This window comes from Thermoproteus uzoniensis 768-20, assembly GCF_000193375.1.
GTDB classification, from domain to species: domain Archaea; phylum Thermoproteota; class Thermoprotei; order Thermoproteales; family Thermoproteaceae; genus Thermoproteus; species Thermoproteus uzoniensis_A.
In genome coordinates, this window is the sequence record NC_015315.1 from 1471294 (window position 1) to 1487496 (window position 16203).

Annotated in this window: 8 protein-coding genes and 1 pseudogene; 6 read left to right on the forward strand and 3 right to left on the reverse strand. The window is 55.9% G+C overall.

Features of this window, described 5'->3' with window-relative positions; translation table 11 throughout:
- The first annotated feature begins 216 nt into the window (after positions 1–216).
- Positions 217–354 (forward strand): hypothetical protein, encoded by a 138-nt coding sequence (locus TUZN_RS11250; RefSeq protein ID WP_158305070.1) that lies wholly within the window; start codon positions 217–219, stop codon positions 352–354.
- Positions 355–444: 90 nt separating this feature from the next.
- Here TUZN_RS11250 and TUZN_RS08245 read toward each other — a convergent pair whose 3' ends face one another.
- A complete protein-coding gene (locus tag TUZN_RS08245; RefSeq protein ID WP_013680503.1) occupies positions 445–4536 on the reverse strand; it encodes an ATP-binding protein in 4092 nt (1363 codons plus the stop codon).
- Between the two features lie 101 nt (positions 4537–4637).
- On the opposite strand from TUZN_RS08245, the pseudogene TUZN_RS08250 reads away from it, so the two are divergent.
- Positions 4638–4940 (forward strand): annotated as a pseudogene (locus TUZN_RS08250) (amino acid kinase family protein); the annotation flags it as partial.
- 579 nt (positions 4941–5519) lie between these two features.
- Here TUZN_RS08250 and TUZN_RS08255 read toward each other — a convergent pair.
- Positions 5520–7010: an argonaute/piwi family protein gene (locus TUZN_RS08255; RefSeq protein WP_013680506.1), complete on the reverse strand. Its 1491-nt coding sequence runs from the start codon at positions 7008–7010 to the stop codon at positions 5520–5522.
- A gap of 98 nt (positions 7011–7108) precedes the next feature.
- Here TUZN_RS08255 and TUZN_RS08260 point away from each other — a divergent pair, with 98 nt between their 5' ends.
- From TUZN_RS08260 to TUZN_RS08275, 4 genes are read left to right on the forward strand one after another with little or no spacing between them, the layout of a single operon-like run.
- A complete protein-coding gene (locus TUZN_RS08260) occupies positions 7109–10111 on the forward strand; it encodes a DUF1156 domain-containing protein (protein ID WP_013680507.1) in 3003 nt (1000 codons plus the stop codon).
- 30 nt (positions 10112–10141) lie between these two features.
- A complete protein-coding gene (locus TUZN_RS08265; RefSeq protein WP_013680508.1) occupies positions 10142–13213 on the forward strand; it encodes a DUF499 domain-containing protein in 3072 nt (1023 codons plus the stop codon).
- Entirely contained in the window at positions 13207–13602 is a 396-nt protein-coding gene (locus tag TUZN_RS08270; RefSeq protein WP_052886195.1) for a hypothetical protein, read from the forward strand. The genes TUZN_RS08265 and TUZN_RS08270 overlap by 7 nt, the downstream gene beginning before the upstream one ends.
- Positions 13602–16022, forward strand: coding sequence for an SNF2-related protein (locus TUZN_RS08275; protein ID WP_013680510.1), 2421 nt, complete (start codon positions 13602–13604; stop codon positions 16020–16022). The genes TUZN_RS08270 and TUZN_RS08275 overlap by 1 nt, the downstream gene beginning before the upstream one ends.
- Here the strand turns inward: TUZN_RS08275 and TUZN_RS08280 are convergent.
- A complete protein-coding gene (locus TUZN_RS08280; protein WP_013680511.1) occupies positions 16000–16182 on the reverse strand; it encodes a hypothetical protein in 183 nt (60 codons plus the stop codon). The genes TUZN_RS08275 and TUZN_RS08280 overlap by 23 nt on opposite strands.
- Positions 16183–16203: the final 21 nt, after the last annotated feature.

Here is a 16203-nt window from a genome sequence, read left to right on the forward strand (position 1 = left end):
GATATTATCACTAATAGACTTAGCTGTGGTAAGAGCCGAAACGATAGGACTACCGCCACGCTTTATTGGAGACTAGAAGCCTTAAGTAACTTAGAATTCCGATGGGGTAGATGGAATGTTCAAAATTATTTTTCTAATGATAATTGATAATAAATATAAGGGTTTAAACTATAGGGATATTGTGATATATATCCTACGTTTTGACAGTACTAGTTAATGGGAGGAAGGCAAACTCTAGCCCTATACGGCCGAGGCTTGCGGAAAGACGGGCGGGAGGTGTACGGCGAGCTAGGAGAGCCGCCGAGAGGGTCGTCAAGCTGGCGGGGGCTGGAGAGGTGGCCGGCCAGAGTGTAGCTCTGCTCAGCGAGGCGGAAGGCCTATAGGCCGCGATAGCGCAACGTAGTCTCAAGACACCTCCGCCGGCTGTTCACCCGTCTCGGCCGACTAGATTTGGAGGTAGTAGAGCTTGAGCAACGCTAGCTTTAATTCGCTACAGTTATCCACTTGGCCGCCGCATTTCTCAACCGCATCGGCAACCCCGCCGAAAAGTGTTCCGGCTATAATCTCCTTAGTGTCGTATTTGCCTGCCAGCGCGTGTGCCCGCGCCAGCTCGAGGTATTTCTCCCGCTCTTTGCCTTCAACGCGCCTAGCCTCGTCGAGAGCCTTAAGCAGAAGAATAAGCTGGCTAAGTGAGTTTATAGGCGCCAAAACCTGCACCAGCCCCCCAGCGTCAAACCGGTCCAGTACAGAGAAGAGCTCTGATTTTTCCTCATACAGCTCTTTTATACCTCCACGTATTCGGTTAAACGCCTCAACGTCGCCCATGACGGCTTCGTAGGCGACGAGACAAAACTCGAGATACTGTTGAGATAGCTCCCTTTCTTCAGTCGCGTGCGTGGACGAATTGAGAAGCTCCTCAGCGGCTTTCTCACACTGCAACGCCGCATCTCCGGGCCCTAGCGGAAGGCCCAGCGAAGCCTCCAGAGCTGGCTTGAGAAGCGGATCGATGTGGCCCTCCAGCGCCTCCAACAGCTCGTCGGCGTCTGGCGCCTCCGCCGCAACGCCGAGCAACCTCAACATGTAGACGGTGGCCACGTGCGGGCTTTCGTATCTCGGTAACCAGGCGTATTCTCTCAACACTCCAGCCGCCTCTTCTACTCTGCCAGAAGCCGCCAGATAAACAAGATACTCAGCCAATGCGCCAGAGGCAGCGTATATCATGTCTGTCGTCGGCTCCCAACGCTCCTCCACTCTTCTCCACAGTTTTTCAAAAGCCTCTGCGGCTTTGACAACCCCGCCGAAGTCGCCAGCCTTTAACACGCCGACTCTAGCGACCAGAGAAGAGGCGGCTAAGTAGTTTGCCCAATGACCCAGCTCTTTGTAGAGCTCAGCTGCCTTGGCGAAGTATTTCTCAGCCTCATCTAGCCTGCCGGCGTCTAGCTTGGCCTTCGCGAGGCTGTGGTACAGCGCGGGCTCTGCCTCCGACAGCTCTATCTGAAGCGCCTCCGGCGGCCTCGCTAGAGATTTGACGGCTAGGTATTTCTCCAGTTCTGGGCTCAGCTCGCCTTTCTCAGCTTTCTTCCGCAACTCCGCCAGTTTTTCTAACAACTCTTCTTTCTTCTTTTCAAACGCCTTCTCTAAGGACTCTACGCAACCCTCCCTCGCCTCTCCCGTGCATAGGTCGACGCCGCAAGGCGGGAGGCCCCCCTCGGCGAGGCGCATTAGCGTGTAGACCTCCGCCAGAGTTCTCACATCAGGGTCTTGAACACCGCCTAGAAGCCGGCATACATCTCCACGTAACTCCTCAACCCCGGCATGCTTAGTAGGCACCGTTGCGTAGGCAACGGCGAGCAACGCCTTCGCCCACTCCTCCCCCACCCGCTCCTTGGCCCACTTAACCTCTTCTAAAATACGCTTGGCCAGTTCCGGTTGCCCAACCACAGCAGGCGTAGCCGCGGCGAAGATCACGGCGGCCCACCAATCAGGCGCATGTTCCCTCAGCGGCGAAAGCACGTCGAGAATAATACCAACTGCGTCCGGAGACGCCGCCTTTTGCACAGCCCAACGTGCCGCCTCCAGCGCCTTTACAGCCGCCTCTCCACTCGACGCCCCCGACCTCGCCGCCACCACTGCCAAGCCGAGACTGTAGACAGCCTCCCACAGTACGACGTAACCTCTCCTCCTCCACGTCTCTACCAGCTTCTCCACCTCCTCCAGCTCTCTGCCGTGTTGGCTGGCGAAGGGCTTCGGCAACCTGCCCACTACAGCCATTGTCAATAAAAGTGCGCGGGTGAGCGGCGTCAGCTCGCCGTCGGCCAGCAGGTAGTCGTCTATCACACACCCCCTCCCTATCCTCTCGGCGACGTCTCTCACGTCCTCTCCAGCCCTCTCCGCCGCCTCGGCAACTGGCTTGTATGGATAGCCAGAGACGGCGGAGCCGAGCATTAACGCAAATTTCTCTAGGCAGGACGCCCCTTCCCACTCCTTTTCTAAATCGGCGCCGTATTCCTCAAGAAAGTGGAAGGCTGTGTAGGGGCCCGTCTTCACCTTTCTCCAAACTCCCAACTCCTCCCCTGCGTCCTCAAACACTTTATGGATATCTTCTATACCCACTTTTTCTAACAGATCTGCATACGCGACAAGGGTCAACGCAACTTCTACTAAGTCGTGCTGTCTGCGGGAGAGCCAGCTGTACGTCTCCTTGGGCGGGAGCTCTCTGGGACACCTCTCGTTTTTGAACAGCTTGGCGCACCTCCACCTAGCCCACCTCTCCAAGAGAAGCGGCGGCGCAACCGTGTCCCCCGGGCCTAGGCCTCGGCGGTGGAGAGCTCTCGCCGCTAGAATTTGTGAAAAGATCTCGGCCGCATTCTCGTCTTCATACGTGCCGGAGCGATCCCTCCACCTAACTCTCAGCATGTTGTTGACGTAGATAAGCATAAACCTAAGGGCCTTTCCCTCGGCCGCTCTCGCCATCTCCTCCACCTTTTCAAGCTGACAACCCCGCCTGCTCAACTCCTCGCCTACTAGCTTTGCGATTAGGGTGTAGCCCTCGTCGAATTTGGCAATCTCCCCGGCCAGGGCCCTCAGCCTCTCTCCCTCAAGCTGGCAGCCAGAATGCCGACGCACCACCTCGGCGAGGAAATCCACGCTCCTTAAATCAAGGGCGACGGGGACTATGTACCTTTTCACCTCTTCACTCAACGCGTTGTAGACGTCCGTCGGCAGTACCAAAACCACCGACGGTACGTGCCACCCCCTGCGGTACGTCGAGTTGACGAGTTCAGCCACCACGTTGGCGGCGTCGGGTCTAGGCCTCTCCAGAGGCTCCCCAAGACCGCCCAGCTCGTAGAATCTAGGCGTCGAGGGGTCGTAGAACAGGACGTAGCTACGGCCTCCCCTCTCCACCACCTCTGGCAAATCTTCGAGCTCCAGCCTGCCCACGTCCACGACGCCCCTAACCGCCGCCCTCCTCAACACTTCGCCTAGCACGGCTCTGGCCAGCGTGGACTTGCCGACTCCCCTAGGGCCGACTATGGCCAGGATGCCCCCTCTTTCCACCACCTCCCACACCTTTCTCCTCACCTCCTCCACGGCTTGAGCTAGGCCGTACTGCGCTGGGTCTACGTACGGCGCGCCCATTACGTACAGAACGCCGCCTCTCTCCTCCACGCCCAGCTCCTTCGGCTCGGTGTAGACGACGTTGAGGGGCCCAAGCTTAGCCTCAAGCTTGGAGACTCTGGCCTCCAGCTCGGCCAGCCTCTCCTCGATTTTCCTCACCGCCTCCTCCAGCTTCGCCACGTCTATTCCGTACAGCGCGTCCAGCGCCGCCTCCACCTCATCAGCGTCTCTCCTCAGCCTCTCGGCGGCTCTCCACACAAGCACCCTCCGCAGATCTTCGTGCAGGCCTCTCCACCGCTCTCTCTGCTCTATCCACCGCCTAATCTCGTCTTTGCCGAAGACCTTTATGACGGCCGCCACCAGATCTAGAAATTTAGAGGCGTCGGCAACGCTCAACATGCCGATCAAAAACGACGCTGCCTCCCTCAAGGCGATGCCGCCGACACTCTTCAATACTTCACGCACCCTATCCCAGACATCTGGCGCCAGCAACGATGAGAATTTTTCGTAGGCCTCTCGTTGCTCTTCTAGGAATTTCACGGCGGCCTCCTCGCCGCCTTCCCTCATCCTCTTCGCAACCTCGGTCACGAGGCCTGGCGGCATGTACTTAACGCCGAGGTACTCCACCGGCGCGAAATGCCGCTTGATTAGCTCGACGGCCATCCTCACCTCGTCGTTGCTGGCGTACCTCTCAGCGTCGTCCCATGGGATGTAGTAGATCAGCCTATACGGCCCCCTACCCTCCTCCTCAACGAGTTCGCTCTTCTCGACGGCGATCTTCTCCTCGGCCTCCACTCCGTAGTTTTTTATGAAGAACGTCTTGCCGCTACGAGGCGGCCCGACTACCACAGCGGGGAAAGGATACCGCTTAGCCCTCTTCTCGTTATACGGCGCAAATAAGTCGCCAGAAACAGCCACGTGAGGTAGGCGGGTCTATATATAACATCATCCATCTCGACCAAGTTGTTACAACGGCCGCCTCCAGCTCTCTGCATATGTGTTACGTGAGGGTTTAGAGAGCCGTATCGGAGAGGGGAGAGTTGCTAACATGGACGGAGATCGGCTAGTCTTCGACGTGGCCAGGGCGGTGAGAGCCCAGAAGCTCCTGCTCCTCAGCGATGTGAAGGGGCTCTACATAGGCGAGGGGGTAGTCCCACACCTCACCCCCAGGAGGCGGAGAAGCTAGTCCAGAGCGAAGAGGTGAGGGGCGGCATGAAGAGAGAGCTACTAATGGCCGCGGAAGCCGCCAAAGCTGGCATCGAGGTAGCGGGCTCGCCGACAACCCCGTAGACGCGGCCCTAAACGGAGCTGGCATACACATAATTCATATTATAGCTTCGATTATCTTGATTCAGTGCATGAGAAATTGGACTTGGAGTAGAGTTGACGTAATTTTAATTCGATATCGTCCGTAACATAACCTCTAAGGAAATAAAGAGCATAGTCGGACACAGGGTGTTTCCTCGTAGCAATACGCATAAGTTTCCTCTTAATTCTCCACCTCGTGCACCAATCTTCACATGCTATATACTTTAGAAAGCAGTCCTGCGGAGATGAACACCTCTGACAGAGCCCACATTTTATTTTATAGTTATTAACAAAGTTTTTCAGTAAATTTCTAAAATTGATCTCGATATTTTTACTTAAAAATTTAGCTAATAACCTTAGCTCATTTAGAATCACATAGCTAAAATAAACATCTAATACATCTTGTCGAATATGTCTCTCTAATTCCTTGTAAAGATTATAACACTCATCTTCTAACTTTGGTGTCTTTTTGACACGACGGCCGCGGCGTAGGTACTTCATAGCATCAACGCAACATTCAACCTCTAAAGATTTTAGGTAATTATTTACTAATTCTAAAATTAACTTTAACCATGTAAAAATATTTACCAAATTTATTTCCATTTCTTTATTTTATCTTGTAAAGTTAACCATTTTAGATATCTTTTAGCATATGTAACTGGCGCAATTGTTGAACGTCTCTTCATTGTAAGGCTGGTAAAATCAAGCCATCTTAAATACAGGTATGCTAATATTGGAAGCCTCTTGTCTAAATTTCCGTTATGGTATGAAATTCTTACAGCATGCCTAAAACTAGGCGGCTGAACTAACCAAAGATTCGAGTAATTAGAAAGACTTTTCACATGTATTGCTCTGTTGTCTCCAATATTATATTTTGTTTTATAAGGCGACATGAAGACAATCTTATCCTTTTTTAACTTCTTCCACACGAAGCGTTCGATTAAATTTAACTTTCTTTCAATTTCCCGTTCAACTCTCTTCTTGATTTCGGTAGCCTCTACACTGGCAAATGCTCTACTTCTCACAACGTACAAATTTTCGGGACCTTCTCCAAACTTCTCCTTATATTCCATGACCATTTCCCCTATTTTATTACCGAATTTTTCTGCCTCATCTATTCCAAATTCCATACTGCTACCTTTTAGAATTTCATCGGTATCGACATAATTCACCACCGAGCCAAGCCCCTCCATCAGGAAAGCTACCCCTTTGTAATAGCCATTAGGTCCCCTCGCTAATGCAACCCCCACGTACAGGCTCGTTTGCAACACGTTACATAATTCGCATTTCGGCACTACAACCCCATATGGGACGCATCCAGCCTTAAAATACAAAGCCGCTACAAGATTCGCTGAGAAAAACTGTTTCTGTTCATCAGTTAAGTTTGCAAACTTTGTTGAATTGATAATCTGCAACAAAGAACGTCCCCTTACTAGCTTAAAGCTTTTTAACTTAAGCTGGGTAATCTCATCTAAATGACTTTTTAAGTACTTTTCACTTGCAACTAATAACGTAACGTTCCCAGGTTTAAGCGCATCCTCTAAACTCCCCTTCTTTTTTACATAATTAAGTCTAGTCATCACAGGACGTCCAAATAATTCATTAAACGGTTTGACATTGTATAGGAGTTCGCTGATGGATCCAGCTACCCCTTCATCTTCATACAAAATAACCAATCGGGGCACTTCATCTGGGCACTCGTAAGGCGGGTTTTCGAGAATACCGTATGGAATATCGGTCTCCACTTTATTACCAAATATAAATCTTGGCTTAAATTCAAATCCTAATACTTCATCTAAGGATTTTACATCTAGGGCTTGCAGATTATACGAGGTATTACCGCTTGTCGTGGTAAGAATTATCTTCGGATTCTCCTTCAAATAGTATGCCTTACCTCCGGATCTCCTCAGCTCTGCGACTACTTTCTTCGCACATTCATGCGGATACTCCAGGCAGTCCAAACCATCTATCGCCTTTTCCAACAATTCATGAGGAACAAGTATTTTTCTTGTATCGCGGCGCCGGTTTTTATTATTGTAAGTACCTTTAACTGGAGGAGGAGACTTCCCGGGGAACCTGACCATATGATGAGAAATATACGTAAATATAAAAGGTCTAGTTTAATATATCCAGATTACACGCGCATTACGCTACTCTTAAGTAACGTGATTAGTTTAGAGTTATGACGTCTCTACTTGAGTCGGGCATTCCGATTGAGGCCGTTAACGAATATAGTGAGGTTGAGAAGGGGCCGGGGAGGCCTCCGCATTGGGAGATGGTGTTTTGGTGGACTAGGAAGCCGCTGGCTGGGGCTAGGGCGATAATCGCCGCGTCTCTGCTGCCCGCCGACGCCTACAGCAACCCGGAGCAGTTCCTGAACGACCTCTTCCCGTGCCGCCACGAGAGGAAGACGGTTCACCACTGCAACCCCTCGCCGCGCCTCGTGGAGAGGCTGAGGGGCAAGAAGGTGCTCGATCCCTTCGCGGGGTTCGGCTCCATCCCGCTGGAGGCGGCCAGGCTCGGCGCCGACGCCGCGGCCGTGGAGCTCCTGCCCACTGCCTACGTCTTCCTCAAGGCGGTGCTGGAGTACCCGAAGAAGTTCGGCCGCCTCACCGCGGAGGTCGCCGGCAGAGAGGCGAAGGAGCTCGGCCTGGAGGACGCGGTGAAGAAGTTCAACGGCGTGAAGGCGGTGGCGGACTCCGCCAGGTACAAGGTGCCCATGCTCATATACGACGTCGCGAGGTGGGGCAGGTGGGTCCTGGAGCAACTGCGAAACGACCCGGACGTGGCGGGGCTCTACGACGCCGACGTCTATATAGGCACTTGGGAGGTCAAGTGCCCCGTCTGCGGCCGCTACACCCCCTTGGTGGGCAACTGGTGGCTCGCCAGGGTCAAAGACGGCACACAGTACAAGCGGCTCGCCTGGATGAAGTGGGAAGGCGGCCGCGCCTCTATAATGGACCTAAACGATGAGTGTAGAAGGCAGGGCGGGATCAACTGCGGCGAGCTCAACGCCAAGGTGCAGACAAAGGAGGAAGAGGGGGAGGGCGGCTCGGTGGAGTGGCGGGGACAGCGCTACACCGTGCCCGCCAAAAACATAGACGCCAGAAATGAGACCGCCCAGTGCCTATACTGCCGGGCCGAGATCAACCACAGGGTGGTCAACGGCAAAATCACAAAAGGCGGGAGGAGGGACGGAGACTGGTACGTCAAGTGGGCCCTCCGCCAGTGGAACGAGCTGTACGAAAAGTACCTACGGGGCGAGATCGCTCTAGAGGACCTTAAAAACGCCCCCGCCAGGCCCACACTCCTTGCCAAGGTATACATCAAAGACGGAGACCTGCAGTTCCAGTCAGCGGCTCAACAAGACATAGACAAGCTGTGGCAAGCCGCCGAGAAACTCAAACAGATGTGGGGAGATCCAGACACACCTATAGAGGTGTTTGCGCCATACCAAATGGGTTCAGCAGGTGCTTTTAGGATCACGCTATGGGGTTTCGACAAATTCTTTAAGCTCTTCAACTCACGCCAGCTTCTTACCTTGGCCAAGCTGGTGAAGCTCATCCGCGAAGCTGGGAAAAAGATAGAGGAGGAGAAACTCAAAGATGGATGGAGTAAAGGAGAGGCGTTAGACTATTCAGAGGCGACAGTCGTCTATCTATCAATAGCACTGGTAAGATATGCGGACTACAATGCTGTCATCACTTTCTGGAATTACGGAGGGCAATTACCGGCACAGGTAGCACATGGATTATCAATGCGTGGGATTGCTATGTCGTGGAACTATGGTGATGTTAGTCCATTTGTTGAAATGAGTGGCACAGGTACCTTCCTTTCTAATCTCAATAAGTTGTATAAAAAAATCATTCCGTATCTTATAACAATAAGTAGCGATAATTCTAAAGCTAAGGTACTTCTTGACGATGCCTCTGAATTATATAGACTAGGAGGCGAAAAATTCGACCTCATAGTCACGGATCCGCCCTATGCAGATGATGTGCCCTACTCTGAGCTGAGCGACTTCTACTTTGTGTGGCTTAAGAGGGCGCTTAGCGATAGCGACGGCACGACGCTTCGGCCGAGGTTCCTCCCGGAGGCCTTTTTCGACGAGCTCGGGCTGGAGGTGAGGACCCAGTGGGAGCAATTCGCCGTGAGGGAGGTGTCGGAGAGCGAGGGCCGCCGCGAGTACTTCAAGGTCGACACGACTTTCCGCGACATGCTGGCTAAGGCTTTTGCGAACGTGCTTAGGTTTTTGAAGGAGGATGGGCTCCTCGTGACTTACTACGTGGCTAAGAAGCCGGAGTCGTGGGTTGCCCTGGTGGATGCCCTCTGGCGTGTGAACGGGCTGGAGATGGTGGCGGCCTACCCAGTGGCTACCGAGAGTGAGGAGAACGTCGTGGCTAGGGGCAAGGCGTCTGTGCTGGGCGGCTACGTCTCTGCGTGGAGGCGCAGGTCTGGGCCGAGGCCTCTGGACCTGTCGGCCGAGAGGGAGAGGATAATAGAGGAGGTGGCCAGGAGAGTTGACCGCAGGTTGAAGGTCGTGTCCAGCGGCACGTCGAAGAAGAAAAACGGCATGACGACATGGGTTTACGCCTATTTGGCGGCTTTGGAGTACCTCACGGCCCACAGCCCGGTTACGCTCGGCGGCTTGGAGCTGGACTCCGAGGGGTTGATGAGGCAGGCTGTGGCTATCGCCTTCGAGGCCCTCCTCAGGAAGGCCGGGGTGAGGCTGTCCGACCCGGCGGCGCATGCGTACCTTGCCCTCCGCATCATGGAGAGCGAGAAGGGGTATGTGGACAGCGACACCCTGTCCCACGTGGAGCGGGCCACCGGCCTGCCGCATGTAGATCTCGTCAAGTTGGGGCTGATTAGGGAGGCCGACGTGGGTGGGCCGAGGGTGGCTAAGCGTAAGGCCTTCGAGGTCCTGGCGCCGCGGAGGGACACGGTGGACGAGATCCGGCGGGTGTACTCGGCCCAGCGGGGGCGGCCGGCGCTGGACTGCCTCCGCCAGCTACAGCTAAACCTCCTGGCTAAGACCTCTGTGGCCTGTGCGCCGGAGGTTAGGGAGGAGGCCTTGGCGCTGGCCAGGGCGCTTGTGGAGCTGGCTAGGGCCGGGGTCCTCGACGAGGATGACGTCGATGTGAAGACAGCGAGGGTTATCCTGGGCGCCGAGTGGTGGGGGTAGGTACTTTTAAGTATCTGGGGAATCCCACATGTGTCTTTTGTAAAGTTGCTGGCCGAGGGTAAGATAAGTCCGGCCATCGACATATATGAGGTTTACGGGGCGTTATTTCTAGGGAGGAATCCGGAAGAGGCCCACAAGGTCTACTGCGACCCTGACTCCTTCTTCAAGATTACATACGTCACGCCTGGGTTTAGACAGCACCTTGAGGATTTCTTGAAGAAGCTGGCGGCGGGGGAGTCGCAGATATATACGCTTCCCGCCTTGCTGGGAGCCGGCAAGTCTCACTTCCTCGCCCTGGTGCTCCACATCATCGCCCTATATAGGCGGTGTAAGGGCTCCGGCGAGTGCGTCTCGCGGCATCTGGCGGACTACGGCATCGAGCTCTATACGCCTACTCTGGCGAAGGTGCCCAATGTGGCTGTCTTTAGGGCCGGACGCGTCTTGGGGGAGTTCGAGAGGAGGCTGAGGTCTCTCGCCACTAAGGAGGAGCTCCGGGCCGCGTTGAGGGACGCGTCGCCTATCGTGTTGCTCTTCGACGAGACGCAGTACCTGGAGGAGGAGCCCGGCTTTGTCCAGTGGATCCAGACGCTGGCGGAGGTCGCCGGGGAGATCAAGGGCGTCTATCTCTTCGTGTCCTACTCCCTCTTCCCGGAGGGCGGCCGGGGACCTGCTCTCGAGACTTCCAAGTCGCTGAGCGCCGTGGAGAGGATGAACGTGGTGAGGGTCAGCTTGGATACGGCTAAGAACATAGCGGCTGTCTTCAGGCGCTGGGCCGACCTCCGGCCCCGGAGAGTCGACATAGCGCCGCTGAAGGACGTGGTGCGGGAGGAAGTCTTGAGGGATTTCGAGAAGAGGCTGGAGGAGGCCTACCCCTTCAACCCCGTCTTTCTCGACGTCGTGTTGAGGCTCGCCGACGAGTCGCTGGCCGAGCGGACCAAGGTCCAGATGACTAGGGAGCTTCTCCGCACTCTGGCTAGGGCTTACGTCAAGGCGTCTCCCGAGGAGCTCGTGACCTTTGCCCACCTGCCGGAGCCCGAGGATATCCTCGTCGTCGGGGGGCCTCTGGCCGGCGAGTGGTCCACCTTGGTGAAGCTGTACAAGGAGGATGTCGACCGGCTTGGCGGTAAGGCCGCAGTTTCTGTCCTGAGGCACATCCTGCTTGCGACGTTTCTGGCTAGGCTTATGCCGGCCGAGTCCCTCTACCCCACCGAGGACAACCTCGTGGCGGGTAGCTACAACGCCCTCGACATCAGGCCGGTGGACGTGAAGGACGTGCTCGCCAAGGCCACCGATGTGGGGCTCCACGTGGCGAGGCTGGGCGATAGGTACGTCTATTGGTTTATCGGCGACGAGGTCCACGCCATTAGGGAGGCCATGTTTAAATTCTCCTACGAGGACGGCATAGACGTAGTCGCAGATCAGCTGGCCGCCCTTCTGAGGGAGAACGCGCGCTTCTTCTCGGCCGTCTACGTCTCGGGCGTGAGCAGCCAGAAGAAGGCCTTTGGCAAGGTGGTGATTCTGACCAATAGGGATGAGTGGGCCAGGGCGCTGGACGACGCGGATAAGTCCACGCTGGCGGTTGACTTGATGGAGTTTGGGCTGGGTAGGCGGAGGAACAACCTCTTTTTCGTGAGGCGGGACGACTCGGGGCCTGTGCCTGCCGACGCGGGGCGGCTTTTGGAGAGGTTTGCGGATGTTAAGAACGTGAAGGAGGCCGCCGTGGCGTTGGGCCAGCTCTACAAGGCAGTTGACGAGGTCCTTGTCAACCTGTACCACTACTTCCCAGACCTTCTGTCCATGGAGGACGAGAGAATTAAGCGGGAGATGGAGCAGTTGCTGAGGAGTAGGGTGGAGCGGTGGAAGGAGCGGGCCTCCGCGGTGTTGAAGACGGCGTCCTACACATGGCTGAGGAGAGTGGTCGCGGGCTTCACGGAGCCGGAGGCGAGGCGGCTCGACGAGTACCTAAACGAGGTGGCTAGGCAGAGGTCCGACGTTTTGAGGGGGCTTGTGGAGCGGGTCTTCGCCGAGCTCCAGTGGGACGGCTTTAAGAAGCTGGGAGATCTCTGGAGCCTATACCTGAACAACGAGAAGTTCCCGCCCGCGCCGGTCTCGTTCGAGGAGTTCCTGGAGGCCGTCAAGAGCTACTGCGCCGGGTGTAGCTGTCTGTTCGAGGTGGACGGAGAGGTTAAGTGGCTTTCCAAGACGGGTTGCGAGATCCCGCCCCTCGACAAGGACGTGGGGGTCGCCCCGCTGAGGTGGAGGGACCAGCTCGTGGAGTGGGCCGTTGAGGCCTTTCTGAAACAGCTGGCGTCCCTTTCCACCAGCACCACCCGGTACTATATAGTATATAGGCGGCCCAGCGGCGAGGAGGTGAGGAGGGCCGTGGACGATTTATTGTCGTCTAGGGGTGAGTGGCCCTTCCTTTCGGAGGGCCGCCTGGAGGTCGAGGTCAGAGAGAGGGCTATTGAGGTCAGGGTCGACGGGGTGGCCACGCCGGTAGTGGAGCGTAACCCCGGCTCTAGGGTGAGGGTGGAGGTGGTTGGGAGCGACGATCTGTTGACTGTGATTTACCGGATAGGCGACGTGGAGAGGGAGGAAAGCGCCTCCGGAAAGGTCCACGTGTTTGAGGTCGACCTGCCATCGGAGCCAGGCATCTATAGTATGCAGATCGAGGCTGTGTTTAGAGACGGCACTAGGGATAGGAGGAACGTCTCGGTGAATATCAAGGGGCGGTGTAAAAGGCCGCGGACTAAGTACTCTGTCGACGTCGGCGACGCCATCAGAGGAATCTCGGTTACTCACGTAAAGGATGCGCGCGGGTTGCTTGATTACTTTGTAAAGAGAGGTGTTCCGCTGAGGTTGAGCGTGAAGGCGGCCCAGGCAGGGGGCGACTTAATTATCAACGTCGACGCCACGTTTAACATAACGTCTCCAGAGATCCGAGAGCGCGCGATTAGGTTGCTGGCCGCGTTGGAGTACCTATCTCCTGCCGCCGACGTCAAATTCGAGTTCACGCCTCCAGTACAAGTGGACGGCGACATGGCCCAGAAGTTCAAGGGCGCCAAGTACTCCTTCGACGTGGAGGTGGAGGAGATATGCTGATTAAGAGAAGGGGTGGGGGGCGAGTCGTCGTGGTGGCGCAGGAGGGGAGGTTCGAGGTGGGGGTGCCGCTGGAGGAGGTGTCCGACTTCCTCAAGAAGCTGTGGCCTTGGGAGTTTGGGAAGCACGTGGAGGTTAGCGACGGAGCGCTGGTGTTCCGGGATAGACTGCCCTTCGAGAGGGCTCTGGTGTACCTCCTGGCGCGTAGGGGCCGCTTGCCGCGGGCTGATGCCGAGATCCTCGCTGCCTCTCTTAGGCTACACGAGGTGTCTCTCCTGGCCGACGCCTTTCTGTACAGACTGTGGCTCTGCAAGTCGGAGGGCGGGAACTGCCGCCGCATTGTCGACGCCTTCGCGAGAATCGCCAAGACCTATCGGGGAGTTTTGCCGTAATGGTCTCGCTGATAGAGATCCTCAGACAGGCGGGCAAGGAGCTCTACAAACACCAGCTAGATTTCGTCTCCGACGCCCTCTGGCTCCCTAGGCCGAGGCTTCTTCTAGCAGACGACGTAGGGCTTGGGAAGACCATACAGTCGCTCTTGCTAATTAAGGCGTTTATGGAGCTGGGGCGGGTTAACCACGTCCTCGTCATCGTCCCGCGGGCCGTATTGGGTCAGTGGGCCGGCGAGTTGCAGAGATTTGATATCCAGCACTACGTGGTGGAGAACCCTGAGTTTCCTCTGGGCTATCGGGTTTACCTCATCACGATGGATAGGGCGAAGATGCCCGACTACTTGAACTCCCTCAACCGCATCTCTTGGGATCTGGTGGTGATCGATGAGGCGCATAAAATCAGGCTAGATACCCAGAGGATGAGCTTGTCGCATCTCTGCAGAACGGCTGGGGGCTGTCTATTGCTCACCGCAACGCCGCATACAGGCGACGAACAGGACTACCGTTTCTTGACGTCTCTGGTAGACGGGCTCGTCATAAGGAGAGAGAAGAAGGACGTAGAGGAGTACGAGGGGCGTAGGATATTCCCTCGCCTCAATTATTGGGTTGTACAAGTGAGGGCCTCCAGGGAGGAGTCGCAAGCTCTGTTGAGCGTGTTGTACAAGCTCAGGAACGCTAGCGTGGAGCCCATCGTCCGCGTGGTGGTGGAGAAGCGCGCTATGTCCAGCCCTGCGTCGTTCTTCAAGACGCTGGGGAGAGTCGTCGGAGGTCCTTGCGACCTGTCCACCCTTGAGGAGGGAGAGCTGGACGCCTGTATAGGCAACGTGGCCGGATGGAAGGAGCTAGCGGAGCTGGCCCAGAGGTTCGCCAAGGCCCCCGACAGGAAGCTCGACGCGTTGAGGAAGCTGTTGGGCATGTGGAGGGGGAGGAAGGTTTTGGTCTTCACGGAATACGCGACCACGGCGGAGTACCTCTTCCAGTCGCTTGCCGGTGGGTGTAAAGTCGTGGATTCCGGCGAGGGATTCGCCAAGGCTGACTGCGGCAACCTCGGCGTGATGTACGCGACCGCCAAGGCCAGGGAGAAGATAGACGTCGACGTCGAGGCCTCCCTCCTGGCCAGCTCCTTCGATACGGCGGTCTTTATATCGACCGACATAATGTCGGAAGGGGTCAACCTCCAGATGTACGACGTGGTGGTGAACTACGAGGTGGTGTGGAGCCCCACGAAGCATGTGCAAAGGGTTGGGAGGATTTGGCGTTTCGGCCAGAAGGCCGACTCCGTGCTGGTGGTCGACATGGTGCTGAGCGCGGGCGGAGAACGAGACGAGTACGCCATGTATCTAGACCTCTTGGAGAAGCTTTACAACATCTCGTTGAGGGCGCTTCCGCCCCAGAGCTACGGCGAGTTTGAGATTTACGAGCTGTCCGAAGACCAGCTCCAGAAGATTATCGAGATCGGCTCCTCGGCCTACATCGAGGAGGCCGACGTCCTCGCCGCCTTGTCAGACGGGGAGAGGGTGAGAGAGCTCAGGCGGAGGATTGAGGCTATACTGAAGGCTAAGGAGGAGGTCAGGTGGAAGTCGAAGGCGCTGGTGGAGAGCGGGCTCAAGGCCAAGCTGGGGTACCCCTATGAGACGAGGCCCGAGCCTGGGGGCGGGTACTACCTCGCCGAGGTGGAGTACTTCTCCGCAAAGCAGCGTGTGTACACAGAGTCTGTGCTGGTGCGTCTGGAGACTCCGCTCAGCCGGAGTCGCGAGATTAAGAAGGGAGTTTTTAGGGAGGGCGCTGTGGATTGGGACTTAGTCGAGGTGGAGTCTGGCGATGTGAGGGAGGACGAGCGGGAGGAGGTTGCTAGGCTTGTCCACATGAATGTCTGGATGGATTTGAAGAAGTACCTAGACAACACGAGGGATTTGCTCCATCTGGACGACGTTGAGTACAGGCTAGCGAGAATTAGGAGGGCTAGAGTGGAGGGGGTGGGGACTGTAGCTGTGGAGGAGTTTGAGGAGAGGGTCGAGGCGGAGGTGAGGCGGAGCAAGAATATCGAGCGGACTGAGAAGGCGGCTGTTAACTGCGTAAGGGAGTGGTTGAGAAATAACGGCTACGTGGTCAGGCATGACTACTACAGCGGGCCTAGGCCTTTCGACATGGTTGTGTTAAAGGACGGGACGATGTACGTTGTTGAGATTAAGGGGAAGTGGATAGGCAAGAGGGAAGAGCCCTTTTCCTTCACTGCAAACGAGATCGATTTTGCCTCAAGGTATCCCGACCGCTACATAATATGCACGGCCTACGTAGAGGGGGATAGGTGTGTGGAGCTTTCGTGCACGCCCTTTGTGCAGTTCCAGAAGGAGTGGGTACTGGAGACAGTTAGGGGCATTGAATACAAGTACAACGCTAGGAAGAGGCCTTCTTCCTAGGGCCTACCCTTAGGGTAAACTCCCTTCCCCTGCCTACGTAGTGGTTGAAGAGGCCGCCGCATTCCCTGCACCGGTAGTGCGTGACGCGGTAGCCCATCTTCGGCATGTCCCAGCTCTTGACGGCCTCGACGTTTTCGGAGCCGCAGTAGGGGCACTTCATAGGGCATTTGTCTCACTGTAA

What these genes read in the sequence shown, in the direction of transcription:
- TUZN_RS11250 (WP_158305070.1), top strand. Translation starts at nt 217, where the DNA reads ATGGGAGGAAGGCAAACTCTAGCCCTATACGGCCGAGGCTTGCGGAAA.
- TUZN_RS08255 (WP_013680506.1), bottom strand. Translation starts at nt 7,010, where the DNA reads ATGGTCAGGTTCCCCGGGAAGTCTCCTCCTCCAGTTAAAGGTACTTAC.
- TUZN_RS08260 (WP_013680507.1), top strand. Translation starts at nt 7,109, where the DNA reads ATGACGTCTCTACTTGAGTCGGGCATTCCGATTGAGGCCGTTAACGAA.
- TUZN_RS08270 (WP_052886195.1), top strand. Translation starts at nt 13,207, where the DNA reads ATGCTGATTAAGAGAAGGGGTGGGGGGCGAGTCGTCGTGGTGGCGCAG.
- TUZN_RS08275 (WP_013680510.1), top strand. Translation starts at nt 13,602, where the DNA reads ATGGTCTCGCTGATAGAGATCCTCAGACAGGCGGGCAAGGAGCTCTAC.
- TUZN_RS08280 (WP_013680511.1), bottom strand. Translation starts at nt 16,182, where the DNA reads ATGAAGTGCCCCTACTGCGGCTCCGAAAACGTCGAGGCCGTCAAGAGC.